This is a genomic window from Serinicoccus sp. CNJ-927 (assembly GCF_001942435.1).
In the GTDB taxonomy this organism is placed as follows: Bacteria; Actinomycetota; Actinomycetes; order Actinomycetales; family Dermatophilaceae; genus Ornithinicoccus; species Ornithinicoccus marinus.
The window spans coordinates 149482-165432 of record NZ_MKKF01000033.1; the positions used below are offsets into that span (position 1 = coordinate 149482).

The following is a 15951-nucleotide window of genomic DNA, read 5'->3' on the forward strand; positions in this document are numbered from 1 at the left end:
CGGGTGCGGTCGCGACTACTGCTGGTGGGTGCTCATCGCTGAGTACTCATCGGGTGCTCATCAGCGTCAAACCCGCTTCCGGTGTCCTCGATGACAGGCCCTGTCGTCGGGCCCGCCGGTGGTCTCGCCCAGGCCAGGTGGCCCGGGTGGTGCTCTCAGCCGTGCTGCTGCGCGTGCCGGCGGACGTCGCCCAGGTCCACCTCGCCCGACGCCGGGAGGCGCAGGGCGCGGAGGAGAGCACGACGGGTGATCGCCGACTCCACGCACTCCGGGGCGGGGTGCACGTATGCACCTCGGCCCGGCAGCCGCCGCCGCACGTCCAGGACCACCCGCCATCGTGCGGGGGCATCCTGTCGTGCGACGAACCGCAGCAGCGCGGTCTGCTCGCAGCGGGTCCGACATCCGACGCAGGTCCGCACCGGTGAGTGCCCGACCTGCGAGGTGGAGACGGCCCCGCTCCGACCCTCCACTCTACACGCCGACGTCGGTCGCCGCGGCGTCCACCCCGCCGTCGACCTGCTCCTCGGTGTCGGCCCGGATGTCGATCTTCCACCCGGTCAGCCGGTTGGCCAGCCGGGCGTTCTGACCCTCGCGCCCGATGGCGAGGGACAGCTGGTAGTCGGGGACGACCACGCGTACCTGCTTGGCCCGACCGTCGACGATGGTGGCCGAGGACACCCTGGCCGGAGACAGCGCCGCGGCGACGAACTGCGCCGGGTCGTCCACGTAGTCGACGATGTCGATCTTCTCGCCCTGCAGCTCGGCCATGACGGCACGCACGCGCTGCCCCATCGGCCCGATGCACGCCCCCTTGGCGTTGACCCCGGGCACGGTGGAGTGCACGGCGATCTTGGTCCGGTGGCCCGCCTCACGCGCCACCGCCTGGATCTGGACGGTCCCGTCGGCGATCTCCGGCACCTCCAGGGCGAAGAGCCGGCGCACGAGGTTGGGGTGGGTCCGGGACAAGGTGACGTGCGGCCCGCGCAGGCCGCGCTTGGCGCTGACCACGAAGCAGCGCAGCCGCTGCCCGTGCTCGTAGCTCTCGCCGGGCACCTGCTCGGAGACGGGCAGCTCCCCCTCGATCGTCCCGAAGTCGACGAGGATCCGGCGGGGGTCGTTGGACTGCTGGATGATGCCGGAGACGATGTCGCCCTCGCGGCCCCGGAAGTCGCCGAGCACGGCGTCGTCCTCGAGGTCGCGCATGCGCTGGGCGATGACCTGCCGGCCCGTGGCCGCCGCCACCCGCCCGAACCCCTCGGGGGTGTCGTCGTACTCAGGTCCGGGCTCCCCCGGCGTGCCGTCCTCGCTCACGGGAGGGTCCTCGCGGGCCCAGACGGTGACGTGCCCGGAGGCGCGGTCGAGCTCGACCCTGGCGTGCCGCGCGTGGCCGTCGACCCGCTGGTATGCCGAGAGGAGCGCCTGCTCGATGGCCTCGACGATGACGTCCATCGGGATCTCGCGCTCGCGCTCGAGCATGCGCAGCGCTGCCATGTCGATATCCATCATGCGTCCTTCCGCTCGGGGCTGCTGAACTCGACCTGGACCCTCGCCTTGGCCACGTCGGCCAGCGGCAGCGGGTCGTGGCCGGCGATCGTGAGGTGCTCCGGTCCGGCCTCCAGCAGTCGACCTTCCAGGGTGCTCCCGTCGGCCCGGCTGACCTTCAGCAGCCGGCCCACGTTGCGTCGGAAGTGGGCGAACTCGGTGAGCGGCCGGTCCAGCCCGGTCGACCCGACCTCCAGGGTGTAGGGGCGCTCGCCCATGACCGAGCAGGTGTCCACCGCGGCGGCCACGCTCCGGGTCGCCTCGGAGACCTCGTCCAGGCTCAGTGGCTGGACGGTCGAGGTGACGTCGTCGGGCGACAGGCCCGACAGGTCACGTGCCAGCAGCACCCGGACGAGGCGGCGGCGTCCTGCCTCCTGGACGGTCACGCCGTCCACCACGACGTCGAGATCGGTGTCCGCCAGCGCCTCGGTCGCGTGCCGCGTGATCGTGGCGGCGGCCGCGCGTGCGTCCATGGCGTGCTCCTCGTCTTCTGCTGTCGTGCCCGCGACGGGCACGCACGGGTGGGTGGGCGCGGCGGTGCCGTCCGGGGCATACACCCTACCGTCTGCGAGGATGACGGTCATGCCACCCGTCCCGGTCCCCCGCCGTACCGCGCTGCGTGCCGCGGCCTGGGCGGGCGCGGCAGCGATGCTGTCCGGGTGCAGCGGTGACCGGCTGCGGACCCCGTGGGCTCCCGAGCCACCGGCCCAGGACACCGGTCCGGACGCACCGGACCTGCCGCTGATCCGTGCCGCACGTCACCGCGTCGCCGGCTACCGCAGCGCACTCGCGCAGGTCGGACCGACGTCGGAGCAGCGGGCGCTCGTGCGCCGCCTCGACGAGCTGTGGACGCTCCAGGCGGAACGGCTGGAGCTGTTGCTCACCGCGCTCGAGCGCCCCTCGGGCAGCGATGATCCCGCAGTCGGCACGAGCCCGCCCGACGACGCCGCCGCGACGAGCTCCGCACCGTCGGACCTGCTGACCCTGGGTCGCACGGTGCGCGCGGACCGAGAGGTGATGGTCGAGGAGGTCGGCGCGTCGACCGCCACGAACCGCCCCATGCTGCTCTCCCTGGCGGCCCAGCAGCTGTTCAGCGCGGACCGGGCTGGGGCGCCGGTCGACTGGCCGGCGCTCAGCGGGCCGACCGGTGCCGCGGCGGTGCCGATCCTCGCGACCGCCCGTCCCGCGGTCTACGCCCTCGAGGTGGTCGCCGCCCGGTCCGGTGGCGAGGAGCGTGAGGCCTACGAGGCGGTCCTCGCGCCGCTGCGGGGGATGACCAGGACCCTGACCACGCTGGCCGGCGACGCCGCCCCGGTGCCACCGCTCGGCTACGACCTGCCCGAGCCGCTCGCGAGCCGCTCGGACCGCGAGGGGCTGGCCCGGGCGGTGGTCGCGGACATCGCCCCCGCGGTCCTGCGGGTCGCCGACCGCGCCGGGTCCGACCCCGCTCAGGTCGGGTCCACCCTGCGGCTCACGGTCGAGGCCACCGCATGGTCCCGCCGGCTCGGGGCCGGCACCACGGCCTTCCCCGGCATGACCCTGCCCTGAGGACCGCTCGATCGCGACGGTCCTCAGGGCACGGTGCGCCGAGGACCGTCGCACGTTGTCGCTCGGGCCGGCACCCCACCGGTAAGATCGGCCGAGGCAGACTGGGTGCATGCCCAACCGCCTGTCGTCCAGCACCTCGCCCTACCTCCAGCAGCACGCGGACAACCCGGTCGACTGGTGGGAGTGGGGCCCGGAGGCCTTCGAGGAAGCCGGGCGTCGCGGGGTGCCGGTCCTGCTCTCGGTGGGGTATGCCGCCTGCCACTGGTGCCACGTCATGGCGCACGAGTCCTTCGAGGACGACGAGGTCGCCGAGGTGCTGCGTGTCGGCTTCGTGACGGTGAAGGTCGACCGGGAGGAGCGCCCCGACGTCGACGCCGCCTACATGAGCGCGCTGACGGCCCTCACCGGGCAGGGCGGGTGGCCCATGACGTGCCTGCTCACGCCCACCGGTGAGCCCTTCTGGGCCGGCACCTACCTCCCCAAGGACGGCTTCCTCCAGCTGCTGCGGGCCGCGTCGGTGCAGTGGGAGCAGGACCGGCCACGGTTGGAGCACGGCGGCGCAGAGGTCGTGCGGACGCTCAACGAGGCGCAGCAGCGCGCAGCGGCAGGCAGCGCGGAGGGGCTGGACGCCCGACTCGCCGACGAGGCGGCGCGCTCCCTCGCGGCGGATGCCGACCCGCAGTGGGGAGGCTTCGGCGGCGCCCCGAAGTTCCCGCCCTCGATGGTCCTGGCCTTCCTACTGCGGCACCACGCCCGGACGGGTGAGGCGCGCTCCCTGGAAATGGTGCGCCACACCTGCGAGCGGATGGCCCGCTCGGGGATGTACGACCAGGTGGGCGGCGGTTTCGCGAGGTATGCCGTGGACCGGGCCTGGGTGGTCCCGCACTTCGAGAAGATGCTCTACGACAACGCGCTGCTGCTGGGCGTCTACACCGACCTCGCCCGCACCGACCCGGTGTCCCGCCCCTGGGCGGAGCGCGTGGTCCGGGAGACCGTCGAGTGGCTCCTGCGCGAGCTGTGGACCGAGCAGGAGGCCTTCGCCAGCTCGCTGGACGCCGACACCGACGGGGTCGAGGGCGCCACCTACACCTGGACCCGCGAGGAGCTGGTCGCCGCGCTGGGCGAGGGCGACGGGGAGCGGGCAGCCGACCTGCTCGGGGTCACCCCCGAGGGCACCTTCGAGCACGGTCGGTCGACCCTCCAGCTGACCGCCGACCCCGAGGACGCGCCCTGGTGGGCGGCCACCCGGCAGCGCCTGGACGTGCAGCGCAGCCTGCGCCCCCAGCCCGGCCGGGACGACAAGGTCGTCACGGCGTGGAACGGTCTGCTCGTGGCGGCGCTGGCGCACGCCGGGTGGGCCTTCGACGAGGAGGACTGGGTCGACGTCGCGGCCCGGTGCGCGCGCTTCCTCCTGCGCGAGCACGTGGTCGAGGGTCGGCTGCGGCGCAGCTCGCGGGACGGGACCGTCGGTGGCGCCCTCGCCGTGGCCGAGGACCACGGCAACCTCGCCGACGGTCTGCTCGCGCTGCACCGGGCGACCGGCGACCCGTCCTGGCTGGCGGCGGCCGATGACCTGATCACGGCCGCACGGTCGCTCTTCGTGCGGCCGGACGGATCCGTCGCCGGCACCGGGACCGACGCAGACCGCCTGGTGCTGGACCCGACGACGACCGGGGACAACGCGGAGCCGGGAGGACTTTCCGCGATCGCGGTGGCCCTCGTGCGCCTGGGCGCCCAGGGCGGACCTCCCGGATGCTTCGAGGCGGCACGGGACGCGTTGACGCACGTCAGCGAGCAGGCCCGGCAGGCGCCCCGGTTCACCGGGTGGTCCCTCGTCGCGGCCGAGGAGCTGACCGCGGGACCCACGGTCGTCCGGCTCGGGCCCTCGGCGTCGCCAGAGCTCGCGGCGACCACGCGCCGGGCACCCGTGGGGACCCTGGTCCTGCACCGGTCTACCGACGGGCCGGCCGCTCCCCCGCCGACGGCGGCCGTGGTCTGCCACGGCACCGTCTGCGGGCTGCCGACCGAGGACCCGGCCGCCCTGCCGTGAGGCTCGGGACCGGGGCCGGAGTTTGCGAGGATGGGGGCGTGCGCACCTCACTCGTCACCGCCGGTCTCACCCTGTCGCTGCTGCTCGTCGGCTGCGGCCCGGGCGAGCAGGTCACCTCCGACACGGCTCCGACCACCGCAGCAGCCACGGGGGATGCCACGACCCCCACCTCGGAGAGCTCGGCCACCTCGGCACCGGTGGCGCAGGAGGATGCCACGACCACGGCCGCCGCGACCACGAGCACGCCTCCCGACAGCGCCGCGCAGGGCACGACGGGGGCGGAGACGGGGGCCACGACGACGGCGGCGACCGCGACGAGGACACCCGGGACGACCAGCTCCGCGGAGCCGCGCGAGACCACCCCCGACTCCCCGTTGGCGGACGGGCCGGTGACGATCCTGCTCATCGGCACCGACTCCCGGGACCCCGCGTCGATGAGCGGCGCGTCGGACACGATCATGCTCATGCACCTGCCGGAAGACCGGAGCGAGGTGGCCCTGGTCTCGCTCACCCGCGACATGTGGGTCGACATCCCCGGGATGGGGCAGGGCAAGATCAACGCCGCCTTCGCCCAGGGCGGGACCGACACCCTGCGCCGCACCGTCTCCGACCTGCTGGGCGGGGTCGAGATCGACTACGTCGTCCAGTCCAACTTCCAGGGCTTCATCAACATCACCCGCTGGCTCGAGGGCTTCGAGGTCGACAACAAGCACGCCTCCTCCGTCACGGTCGGCTCCACCGGGCGCCAGGTCGTCTTCGACGAGGGACCACTGTGGTTGGAGAACACCGACGGGCTCATCTACAGCCGGCAGCGCAAGGGTCTCCCGCTGGGTGACCTCGACCGCACCGAGCGGCAGCGCGCCGTCCTCGTCGGCATGATGGGCCGGCTGCAGGAGCGGCTCGCGGACGATCCCCGCGCCTTCCCCGAGCTGGTCGCGCACCTGCACGGCAACGTCAAGGTCACCGGTGACATCGACCTCCGGGACTTCGTCGCCCTCACCCCGCTGCTGCGCGAGCTCGACCCCGAGGACACCATCTCGCTCATGGTGCCGATCACCGGCTTCGACATGATCCAGGGACAGTCGGTCAACATCGTCGACCGGGAGCAGACCGCCGCGCTCGGGGCAGCCCTGCGCGAGGACGACGTCGAGGGCTACGTCGACCGCTGGGGCACCGGCTACGCCCCATGAGGGCCTCACGCAGGACCCCGACAGCCGCCCCGCGGCTGGCCGTGGTCCTGCTCGGCCCGATGGCGGTACTCGGCTGCACCGGGCCGCCCCCGCAGGACGGACCACCGACGACGGCCCCGACCCGGTCGGATCCCCCGACGCAGTCCCCACCCGCTCCCTCCGACGACGGCCAGAAGGCCCCGGCCACTCCGACGTCGACCTCAGCGGCACCGGAGTCGGCCCCGAGCACGCAGCGCCCCTCCGCGCAGGGACCCTTCGAGATCACCATCGCCGCCACCGGGGACGTCCTGGCCCACCACGCCGTCAACGAGTCGGCCCGCGAGTTCGCCCGGCAGTCCGGCGGCGAGGACGTCTTCGACTACTCCCCCATGTTCGACGACGTCTCCCCGCTGCTGTCGGAGGCCGACCTCGCCCTGTGCCATCTCGAGACGCCGCTGTCGTCGGACCACTCGTCGCTGACCGCGCCCGGGACCCTGACCTTCAACACCCCGCCCGAGCTCCCGACCGCGCTGGCCGGTGCGGGGATCGACGGGTGCGACTTCGCGTCGAACCACACGATGGACCAGGGGCTCGAGGGGCTCGCGACCACCGAGGCGGTGGTCAGGGACGCCGGTCTGGGGTATGCCGGGCCGACCGCGTCCCGGGACCGCTCCGGCCGGGCGGAGACCTACCGGGTCCCGGTCGCCTCAGGTGACCCCGTCACCGTGGCCCACCTGGCCTACACCTACACCTACCCCAACGACGGCAGCCCGACGACGCACATCCCCGCCGAGGCACCCTGGCTCGAGCTCGCGTCGTGGCCCTCGATCGGCGGCGAGGGCATCCGGGAGCAGGCCCGGGCCGCGCGCCGCGAGGGCGCCGACGTGGTGGTCGTGTCGATGCACTGGGGTCAGGAGTACCAGGTCCTCCCGACGCAGGACCAGACCCGGCTCGCACGCGAGCTGCTGGAGTCGCCCGACATCGACCTCCTCCTGGGCACCCACGCCCACGTGATCCAGCCCTGCGAGCGGATCGGGGACCAGCACGTCATCCACGGCCTGGGCAACGTCCTGTCCAACCAGGGCTTCGACGTCAACCCGGCGCTGGCCCCCGGCACCCAGGAGGGCATGGTGGCGGTCGTGACCGTGCGGCGGGACCAGGAGGGCCGGCTGAGCACCGGGCTCGCCTACCACCCCACCCGGGTCGAGATCGACCCTGCCGACGGTGCGACCCACGTCATCCGGCTCGTGGGACCGGACACCCCGACGTGGGAGCGCACGACCTCGGCCGTGGACCTGCTCGGCGGGTGCGGTGCCCGCCCGATGCCGCCGTGAGCCGTCAGCCGAGGAACTGCCGCGCGGTGTCCCAGCCGATCTTGAGGATGAAGGCGACCACGATGACCACGAAGACGACCCGGACGAAGCCGCTGCCGCGCGCCACCGCGACGCGTGCCCCGAGGTAGCCCCCGAGGACGTTGGCGGCTCCGAGCAGCAGGCCGACCGACCAGATCACGGCGCCCTGCGGGACGAAGACGACGAGCGCCGCGAGGTTGGTGGCGAGGTTGGCGATCTTGGCCTTCGCGCTCGCCTCGAGGAAGCCATACCCCAGGGCGCTGACCAGGGCGAAGACGAAGAACGAGCCGGTGCCCGGCCCGAGTGCGCCGTCGTAGGCCCCGACGACCACCCCGATGACGACCGCCGTCCCCACGTGCTTGCGACGCGCATGGCCGAAGCGCAGCGCCTGCAGCTGTCCCATGGACGGCTTGAGCAGGGTGTAGGCCCCGACCGCCACGAGCACCACGAGGATGATGGGGTTGAAGGCTTCCTTGCTGATGAGGAAGGCCAGGGCCGCGCCACCCGCGCTGCCGGCGAAGGCCGCCAGGGCGAGGGGGACCGCCGTGCGCAGGTCCGGGCGGATCCGGCGGAAGTAGGTGACCGAGCTCACCGTGGTGCCGCAGATCGAACCCAGCTTGTTGGTGGCGAGCAGCTGCACCGGCGTCGCGCCGGGAAGGCCGACGAGCAGCGCCGGGAGCTGCACCAGCCCACCGCCACCGACAACCGCGTCGATGAAGCCCGCGGCGAGGCCCGCCAGGGCGAGGAAGACGAGGACCCGTGGCTCCAGGTCCAGGCTCTCCAGCACGTCGGGGTATGCCGTCAGCCGCGAGCGGGAGCGTCGCCGCTGTCGGCGCCACCGACCTGCGCTCGCACCGCCGCCACGGCGTCCGCCACCGCCACCTCGCGCCGGTCACCGGTGCGCCGGTCCTTGACCTCCAGCACGCCGTCGGCGAGGCCCTTGCCGACGACGACGATGGTGGGCACCCCGAGCAGCTCGGCGTCCTTGAACTTCACGCCGGGGCTGACCTTGGGCCGGTCGTCGTAGATGACCTCCAGACCGGCGCCCTCGAGCTCGGCGACCAGACCCTCAGCGTGGTCGAAGACAGCCTGGTCCTTGCCGGTCGCGACGACGTGCACGTCCGCGGGCGCCAGGTTGCGGGGCCAGACCAGACCGATCTCGTCATGGGTCGCCTCGGCGACCGCCGCCACGGCGCGAGAGACCCCGACGCCGTAGGAACCCATCGTGACGGTGACCAGCTTGCCGTTCTGGTCCAGCACCCGGAGGTCCAGGGCCTCGGCGTACTTCCGGCCGAGCTGGAAGATGTGGCCCATCTCGATACCGCGGGCCAGGGTGAGCGGCCCGGCCCCGTCGGGGCTGGGGTCGCCTTCCCGGATCTCGCCCGCCTGGATCGTCCCGTCGGCCGTGAAGTCACGGCCGAGCACGAGGTCGAAGACGTGCTTGCCGTGCTCGTCGGCACCGGTGACCCAGGCCGATCCCTCGGCGACCGAGGGGTCCAAGAGATACTTGATGCCGCTGCTGCGCTGCTCCCCGAGAACGCCCGGGCCGATGTAGCCCTTGGCCAGCATCGGGTACGCGGCGAAGTCGGCCTCCTCGAACGGGCGCCAGGCGGCGGGCGCGACCTGGGCCTCCAGCCGCTTGGCGTCGACCTCGCGGTCACCGGGCAGGCCGATGGCCAGCGGCTCGGTCGTCCCGTCCGGGTGCTCGAGCATGACGACGACGTTCTTGAGCGTGTCGGCGGCGGTCCAGGCCCGGCCGTCGGTGCGCGGGTGCAGCGCATCGGCTTGGGCGACGAGGGTCGCGATGGTCGGGCTGTCCGGAGTCTCCTCGACGTGGGCGGCCGGGGTCGCCTCGACGACCGCCGCGTCCACCGCGGGCGCCTGCGGCACGACGACGGCCTCGACGTTGGCGGCATACCCGGAGGCCTCGCAGCGCACGAAGGTGTCCTCCCCGACGGGGCTGACGGCGAGGAACTCCTCGCTGGCCGAGCCACCCATGGCGCCGGAGTCGGCGTGCACGATGACGTAGTCGAAGCCGAGCCGGTCGAAGATCCTGACGTAGGCCTCGCGGTGACGCTGGTAGGCCTCCTCGAGCCCGGCGTCATCGACGTCGAAGGAGTAGGAGTCCTTCATGATGAACTCGCGGCCGCGCAGCAGCCCGGCCCGGGGCCGGGCCTCGTCGCGGTACTTCGTCTGGATCTGGTAAAGCGTGAGCGGCAGCTCCTTGTAGGAGCTGAACATGTCCTTGACGGTGAGGGTGAACAGCTCCTCGTGGGTGGGGCCGAGCAGCATGTCGTTGCCCTTGCGGTCCTGGAGCCGGAAGAGGTTGTCGCCGTACTCCGTCCAACGGCCGCTCGCCTCGTAGGGCTCGCGCGGCAGCAGCGCGGGGAAGGACAGCTCCTGGCCGCCGATCGCGTCCATCTCCTCACGGACGATCGCCTCGACCTTGCGCAGCACCTTCAGACCCAGCGGCAGCCAGGAGTAGATGCCCGGGGCCGCCCGCCGGATGTAGCCGGCCCGCACGAGCAGCTTGTGCCCGCGCAGCTCGGCGTCGGCCGGGTCCTCGCGCAGGGTCCGCAGGAACAGGGTCGACAGGCGCATGACCACGTGGGGGCACTCCTCGGGGTGGCAGGGGATTCGTCGCGGTATGCCGGTGCGCACCGGCGCTACGAGGGTACCCGGCGCGCGGCTCCCGCCTCGACGGGTTTGCGCGGGCGTCTCTCAGGCGGAGACCGCCTGCGCGACACCGTCCACGAGGCGGTCGACCTCTCTCGCCGTGGTGTAGGGCGCCATGCCGGCCCGGACGCCGCCGGCCGCGCCGAGACCGAGGCGGTGGGACAGCTCCCAGGCGTAGAAGTGCGAGGCCGGCGCGTTGACGTCCAGGCTCGAGAGGTGCCGGTGGATCGCCGCCGGGTCCACGCCGTCGACGGTGAACAGCAGCGTCGGGGTCCGGCGCTGCGCCCGCGACCAGAGGGTGAGCCCCGGGATCGCTGACAGCCCCTCCTCCGCGCGTCGGCGCATGCCGTCCTCGTGCTCCTCGATCACGGTGAAGGCGGAGGTGAGCCGCTCCGGCCGGGTGGACCCCTCCCCCAGCGAGGCGATGAGGTCGACCGCCGCCGTCGCTCCCGCGAGCAGCTCGTAGGGCAGCGTGCCGAGCTCGAACCGCTCGGGGACGGCGTCGATGGAGGGCAGCAGCTTGTCCGGCCGGAGCCGCTCCAGCAGCTCGGCGCGGCCGGTCTGCACGCCGAGGTGCGGCCCGAAGAACTTGTAGGGCGAGCAGGAGAGCAGGTCGGCGCCCAGGGCGGCGGTGTCGATCCGGTCGTGGGCCGCCAGGTGGACGGCGTCGACGTGGACGAGGGCTCCGGCGTCGTGGGCCGCCGCGCTGATCGCGGGCAGGTCGGGGCGGGTGCCGATGAGGTTGGCGGCACCGGTCACCGCGACCAGGCGCGTCCGGTCGGACAGGACGGCGGTCACGGCCTCCACCGGCAGCTCGCCGGTGGCAGGGTCCACCTCGGCCCACCGGACGGTCGCGCCGACCGCGAGCGCGGCGGTGACCCAGGGACGGATGTTGCCGTCGTGGTCCAGGGAGGTGACGACCACCTCGTCGCCCGGACCCCAGCCCTGGCACCGGGCGAGGGTGCGGGCGAGGTCCATGGTCAGCGCGGTCATGCTGCGGCCGAAGATCACCGTCGCCGGGTCGACAGCCAGCAGGTCCCCCAGGGCCGACCGCGCCGCGCGCACCGTCTCCTCGGCCCGGCGCTCGGAGTCCGTCACCGTGCCGCGGTTGGACAGCGGGCTGGTCAGCGTGCTCGCCACGGCCGCGGCGACCACGGCGGGGGTCTGCGAGCCGCCGGGTCCGTCGAAGAACGCGGTCCCTCCGGCGAGCGAGGGGAACTGGGCACGGACGGCGTCGACGTCGAGCGGCATACCGCGCAGCCTAGGTCCTGGCAGACCGGAGGCCCGGCGGGCGTGTGCCCGCCGGGCCTCGCTCGAACAGCGTGGCTCAGTGCCTCACTGGTGCTCGCCCTCGTGGTCGTGGTCGTCGCCACCCAGGGGACCGGCGAAGGTGTGCTCGGGACCGGCGGGGGCCGGGATCTCGAACTTCCCGGGGACCGCACGCCCCGGGACGCCGTTCACCGCCTCGGTCGACGCGGCGTAACGGAAGACCGCGAAGGCCACCGCGTCGGCGTTGACGTCCAGGGCGCCCTCGTCCAGGTTGTCGATGGTGTCGCACTCCTGGTGGTAGCACTGGTCGAAGGACTCGCCCGCGACGCCGCCCCAGATCTCCTGCTGCTCCGGCGTCTTGACGACCTCGGCGCCGGTGAAGAGCCCACCGGAGGGGATGCCGTTGTCGATGAACGCCTGGTAGTCGCTCCGGCCGCTGAAGGCGGAGTCGTCGTAGGGCTCACCGCGCAGCGTGTAGAACGACTCGAAGGTCTCCTCGATGTCCTCCGAGCCCTCGGGGACGACGACCGGTGCGGCGAAGCTGGACTGGTCGGCGTCGTAGACGCCCAGGTAGTAGTTCGGCGAGCCGATCATGTCGAAGTTGAGGTAGAGCGCGATCTCGTCGAGCTCGGCCTCGCTGCGCTGGTCGACCCAGGCGCGGGAGCCCAGGAGGCCCAGCTCCTCGGCACCCCACCACGCGAAGCGCACGGTGTTGTGCGGGCGGCTCTTGGACATCTGCTCGGCCACCTCCAGCAGGCCGGCCGAGCCGGACCCGTTGTCGTTGATGCCGGGGCCGGCCGGGACCGAGTCGAGGTGCGCGCCGGCCATGACGACGTTGCCGTCGGTGCGTCCGGCGAGCTCGCCGATGACGTTGTATGACGTCGCGTCGTAGAAGTCGACGGCGATCCGGGCCGTGGAGCCCTCCTGCGCGAGCGACTCGCCGGCGGCGTAGGAGGTGCCGACGACCGGGATGTCGACGACGCCGTCACCACCCAGGGTCGGGTTGAGCACGCCGGTCCGGTCGGCGGCGTCGGTGTCGCCCTGGTTGAAGATGACGACCCCGGAGGCACCGGCCGCCTCGGCGTTGACCGCCTTGTCCGCGAACGGGCACGATCCCCGCTGGACGAGCGCGATCGCGCCGCTGGGGAAGCCCGCGAAGTCCTCGGCCTGGCAGCCGCTGGAGTTCGCGCGCGGCGGGTCGAGGTTGATGTCGACCGGCACCACCTCCGCGGTGACGTCGCCCTCACCGGTCCCCGTGGCGTCGGCGTGCGGCCATTCCGTCTGCTGCGGGGTGAGCTGCTCGAGGGTGGAGTCGACGGCGTCGTAGGTGAAGGGCACGACCTCGGCCGACCACCCCGCCGACTCCAGCACGTCGACGACGTAGTCGACGCTGGCGTCGTAGCCGGGCGTCAGGGAGGCGCGGTTGCCCCCGTTGTCGTCCGCGATCTGCTGGAAGGCCTCGAGGTGCTCCATGACACCGTCGACACGGACGCACTCCAGGAGCTTGGCGTAGGTGTTGTTGCTGCGGTTGTCGCACCCGTTCTTCGACGGTGCGGCACCCGAGGGTGCCGCCACCAGGGCGGACGTGACCAGGGCACCGGCCGCAGCGGCGGCCAGCGTCCCTCGACGACGGGACAGGCTCATGAGGACTCCTTCGTCTCTCGTGTGGTGTCGGCCCGGACCGACCGACACCACACCTAAGCAGGTCGTTCCGACAGACGCCCACCGGACGGGCGTGTCCTAGCCTGGGGCGATGCAGCTCGACGCCTCGGACCTCCTGCCCGTCCGCGAGGACGGGATCCTCGGTGACCTGCGGATGTGGCCAGACCTGGAGCTGCCCCACCTGGACCGTGCCATGACCCGCCTGGCGGCCGAGGGCATCGAGGCGGTCGTCGTCGCGGTGCCCTGTCATCCCGAGCTTCGCGGTGAGGAGTACCCGCTACGCGCACCCGGAGCACGGCGGCGGACGGGCGGCCGACTACGGACGGTTCCTGCTCGACGAGCTCAAGCCGGCGGTCGACGACGTCCTGCGCACCCGGCCCGGGTCCGGGCACACCGTCGTCGCGGGGAGATCCAGCAGCGGTACGTCCTCGACGCGGAGCGCCTGCTGGCTTCGCTACGGCGAGCCGGTGTGCCCGTCCGCTACGTCTACGACTCCGGCGCCCGGCACGTCGAGGCCGCCTGGGCCGAGCGCGTCGGTCCGGCCATCGCCTGGCTGCTGCGCGGGTCCGTCACCGCGGTGTGATGGCATAGCCGGATGACGACCACCTCCTCCCCCGCCGATCCGCACCGCTGGCTCGAGGACGTGGAGTCGGATGCCGCCCTCGCGTGGGTCCGCGAGCGCAGCGCGACCAGCGAGCGGACGCTCCAGGCGCACCCCCTCCACGACGAGCTGCACGCCGGGATCCAGGACGCGCTCGAGGCGAGCGATCGCATACCTCTCGTCGCCCAGGTCGGTGACCACCTCTACGGCTTCTGGACCGACGCCGAGCATCCTCGCGGCGTCTGGCGACGCACCACCTGGGAGTCCTACCGCACCGAGCACCCGCGCTGGGAGGTGCTCGTCGACGTCGACGCGCTGGCGGCGCAGGAGGACGTCCCGTGGGTCTGGCAGGGAGCCCGGGTGCTCCGGCCCGACGCCGACCGCGCCCTCGTGCACCTGTCCCGGGGCGGTTCGGACGCCGGCACCACCCGCGAGCTGGACCTGACGACCGGGGAGTTCGTCCCGGCGCCGGAGGGCTTCGCCAAGCCCGAGGCGAAGGGCAGCCTGACCTGGCGGGACCGGGACCACGTCTACCTCACCACCGCGGACGACCCGACGGGCGCGACCCGCTCGGGCTACCCCCGGACGGCCCGCCTCTGGCGCCGCGGCACCCCGATGGCGCAGGCCGAGGTCGTTCACACGATCCCCGAGGAGGACCTGGGGCTGTTCGTCGAGCACGACCAGACGCGCGGGACGACGGTGCTCCACCACGCGCTGGCGTTCTACCGGAGTCACACGCTGGTGCTCACCGAGGACGGAGTGCGGCGGCTCGACCTCCCGGAGAGCGCCGAGACCTCGGTCCACGGCGACCACGTGGCCGTGCGGCTGCGGCACCCGTGGGACCCGAGCCCCGAGGAGCACGCGGGCCCGTCCGGCGCGGGCGACCTCGCCGCCGGCTCACTCGTGGTGGCCCCGCTCGCGGAGGTCCTCGACGACGTCCGGTCGGCGACGTGGACGACGCTGGTCGCCCCCGACGACCGCTCCGCGCTGGTCGATCTCGTGTGGACCGCGAACCTACTGGTGACGACGACGCTGGTCGACGTCCTGCACACGGTCCAGTCGCACCGGCTCGGGGATCACGGCTGGGAGACCCGAGACCTCACCACGACGCTCGGGATCGACCTGCGCACCGCGAGCGTGGCGGCCGTCGACGAGCACCGCAGCGACGACCTGTGGCTCGTGACGACCGGCTTCCTGCAGCCCATGCGGCTGTCGCTGGTCCGGACAGGTGCAGGCGCGGACGTCGAGGTCGAGGTGCTCAAGGCCGCACCGGAGCGCTTCGACGCGACCGGGCTCACGGTGACCCAGGCGTGGGCGACGTCCGCCGACGGGACACCGGTCCCCTACTGGCAGGTGGGTCCCGCCGACCTGCCCGCGGACGGCTCCACCCCGACGGTTCTGCACGGCTACGGCGGCTTCGAGCACGCCCTCACACCCGCCTACGACCCGATCGTGGGTCGGGCGTGGCTGGCGCACGGCCACGTCCACATCGTCGCCGGCATCCGCGGCGGTGGGGAGTTCGGGCCGCGCTGGCACCAGGCGGCGCTGCAGGAGAGCCGGCACCGGGCCTACGAGGACTTCGTCGCGGTCGCGCGCGACCTGGTCGCCCGCGGCGTCACCTCGGTCCCCCACCTCGGCACGACCGGGCGGAGCAACGGCGGCCTGCTGGTCGGCAACATGCTCACCGGCTATCCCGAGGACTTCGGGGCGGTGGTGTGCCAGGTGCCGCTGCTCGACATGGCGCGCTACCACGAGCTGCTGGCCGGGGCGTCCTGGATGGCGGAGTACGGCGACCCCGACGATCCCGAGCAGTGGGAGTGGCTGCGCACCTTCTCGCCCTACCAGCGTTTCGACCCGGACCGCCCGACACCTCCGGTCTACCTCGCCACGTCCACTCGGGACGACCGGGTGCACCCCGGCCACGCGCGCAAGATGGCGGCGCTGCTGGAGGAGCACGGCCGGGACGTGACCTACTGGGAGAACACCGAGGGCGGCCACGGCGGCGCCAGCACGGCGGACCAGTGGGCCACGTGGCACGCCCTCGCCTGGACCTTCCTGCACGCCCGCCTCACCGCCTGAGCG

At 73.2% G+C, this 15951-nt stretch carries 13 protein-coding genes; 6 read left to right on the top strand and 7 right to left on the bottom strand.

The window, feature by feature from the left end; genetic code table 11:
• Positions 1–155: 155 nt before the first annotated feature.
• Genes BJF86_RS10325 through rimP form a run of 3 tightly spaced genes read right to left on the bottom strand, consistent with a single transcriptional unit; the run spans position 156 to position 2126 of the window.
• Positions 156–470, bottom strand: a complete 315-nt coding sequence (locus tag BJF86_RS10325; RefSeq protein WP_075818731.1) for a YlxR family protein — start codon at positions 468–470, stop codon at positions 156–158.
• A 1-nt stretch (position 471) separates the two neighbouring features.
• Entirely contained in the window at positions 472–1503 is a 1032-nt protein-coding gene (nusA, locus tag BJF86_RS10330) for a transcription termination factor NusA (protein ID WP_075818733.1), read from the bottom strand.
• Positions 1503–2126: a ribosome maturation factor RimP gene (gene rimP / locus BJF86_RS10335; RefSeq protein WP_202817337.1), complete on the bottom strand. Its 624-nt coding sequence runs from the start codon at positions 2124–2126 to the stop codon at positions 1503–1505. The genes nusA and rimP overlap by 1 nt, the downstream gene beginning before the upstream one ends.
• Here rimP and BJF86_RS10340 point away from each other — a divergent pair.
• The 4 genes from BJF86_RS10340 to BJF86_RS10355 all read left to right on the top strand — a co-directional run bounded on the left by BJF86_RS10340 (position 2125) and on the right by BJF86_RS10355 (position 7643).
• On the top strand, positions 2125–3090 hold the full coding sequence (locus BJF86_RS10340; protein WP_075818735.1) for a DUF4439 domain-containing protein: 966 nt from the start codon (positions 2125–2127) through the stop codon (positions 3088–3090). The genes rimP and BJF86_RS10340 overlap by 2 nt on opposite strands.
• Positions 3091–3199: 109 nt before the next feature.
• Positions 3200–5140: a thioredoxin domain-containing protein gene (locus BJF86_RS10345; protein WP_075818736.1), complete on the top strand. Its 1941-nt coding sequence runs from the start codon at positions 3200–3202 to the stop codon at positions 5138–5140.
• A 38-nt stretch (positions 5141–5178) separates the two neighbouring features.
• Positions 5179–6330 (top strand): LCP family protein, encoded by a 1152-nt coding sequence (locus tag BJF86_RS10350; RefSeq protein WP_075818738.1) that lies wholly within the window; start codon positions 5179–5181, stop codon positions 6328–6330.
• Positions 6327–7643 (top strand): CapA family protein, encoded by a 1317-nt coding sequence (locus BJF86_RS10355; protein WP_083652934.1) that lies wholly within the window; start codon positions 6327–6329, stop codon positions 7641–7643. The genes BJF86_RS10350 and BJF86_RS10355 overlap by 4 nt, the downstream gene beginning before the upstream one ends.
• Before the next feature lie 4 nt (positions 7644–7647).
• Here BJF86_RS10355 and BJF86_RS10360 read toward each other — a convergent pair whose 3' ends face one another.
• The 4 genes from BJF86_RS10360 to BJF86_RS10375 all read right to left on the bottom strand — a co-directional run bounded on the left by BJF86_RS10360 (position 7648) and on the right by BJF86_RS10375 (position 13250).
• A complete protein-coding gene (locus BJF86_RS10360; RefSeq protein WP_075818742.1) occupies positions 7648–8448 on the bottom strand; it encodes a TSUP family transporter in 801 nt (266 codons plus the stop codon).
• Between the two features lie 14 nt (positions 8449–8462).
• Positions 8463–10262: a proline--tRNA ligase gene (locus BJF86_RS10365; protein WP_075818910.1), complete on the bottom strand. Its 1800-nt coding sequence runs from the start codon at positions 10260–10262 to the stop codon at positions 8463–8465.
• Between the two features lie 120 nt (positions 10263–10382).
• On the bottom strand, positions 10383–11588 hold the full coding sequence (locus BJF86_RS10370) for a cysteine desulfurase-like protein (RefSeq protein WP_075818744.1): 1206 nt from the start codon (positions 11586–11588) through the stop codon (positions 10383–10385).
• An 84-nt stretch (positions 11589–11672) separates the two neighbouring features.
• Positions 11673–13250 (bottom strand): M20/M25/M40 family metallo-hydrolase, encoded by a 1578-nt coding sequence (locus BJF86_RS10375; RefSeq protein ID WP_075818746.1) that lies wholly within the window; start codon positions 13248–13250, stop codon positions 11673–11675.
• Positions 13251–13531: 281 nt separating this feature from the next.
• Here BJF86_RS10375 and BJF86_RS10380 point away from each other — a divergent pair, with 281 nt between their 5' ends.
• Positions 13532–13867 (top strand): alpha/beta hydrolase-fold protein, encoded by a 336-nt coding sequence (locus BJF86_RS10380; protein ID WP_075818748.1) that lies wholly within the window; start codon positions 13532–13534, stop codon positions 13865–13867.
• Entirely contained in the window at positions 13864–15948 is a 2085-nt protein-coding gene (locus BJF86_RS10385) for a prolyl oligopeptidase family serine peptidase (protein WP_075818751.1), read from the top strand. Before BJF86_RS10380 ends, BJF86_RS10385 begins: the two co-directional genes overlap by 4 nt.
• The last annotated feature ends 3 nt before the right edge of the window (positions 15949–15951 follow it).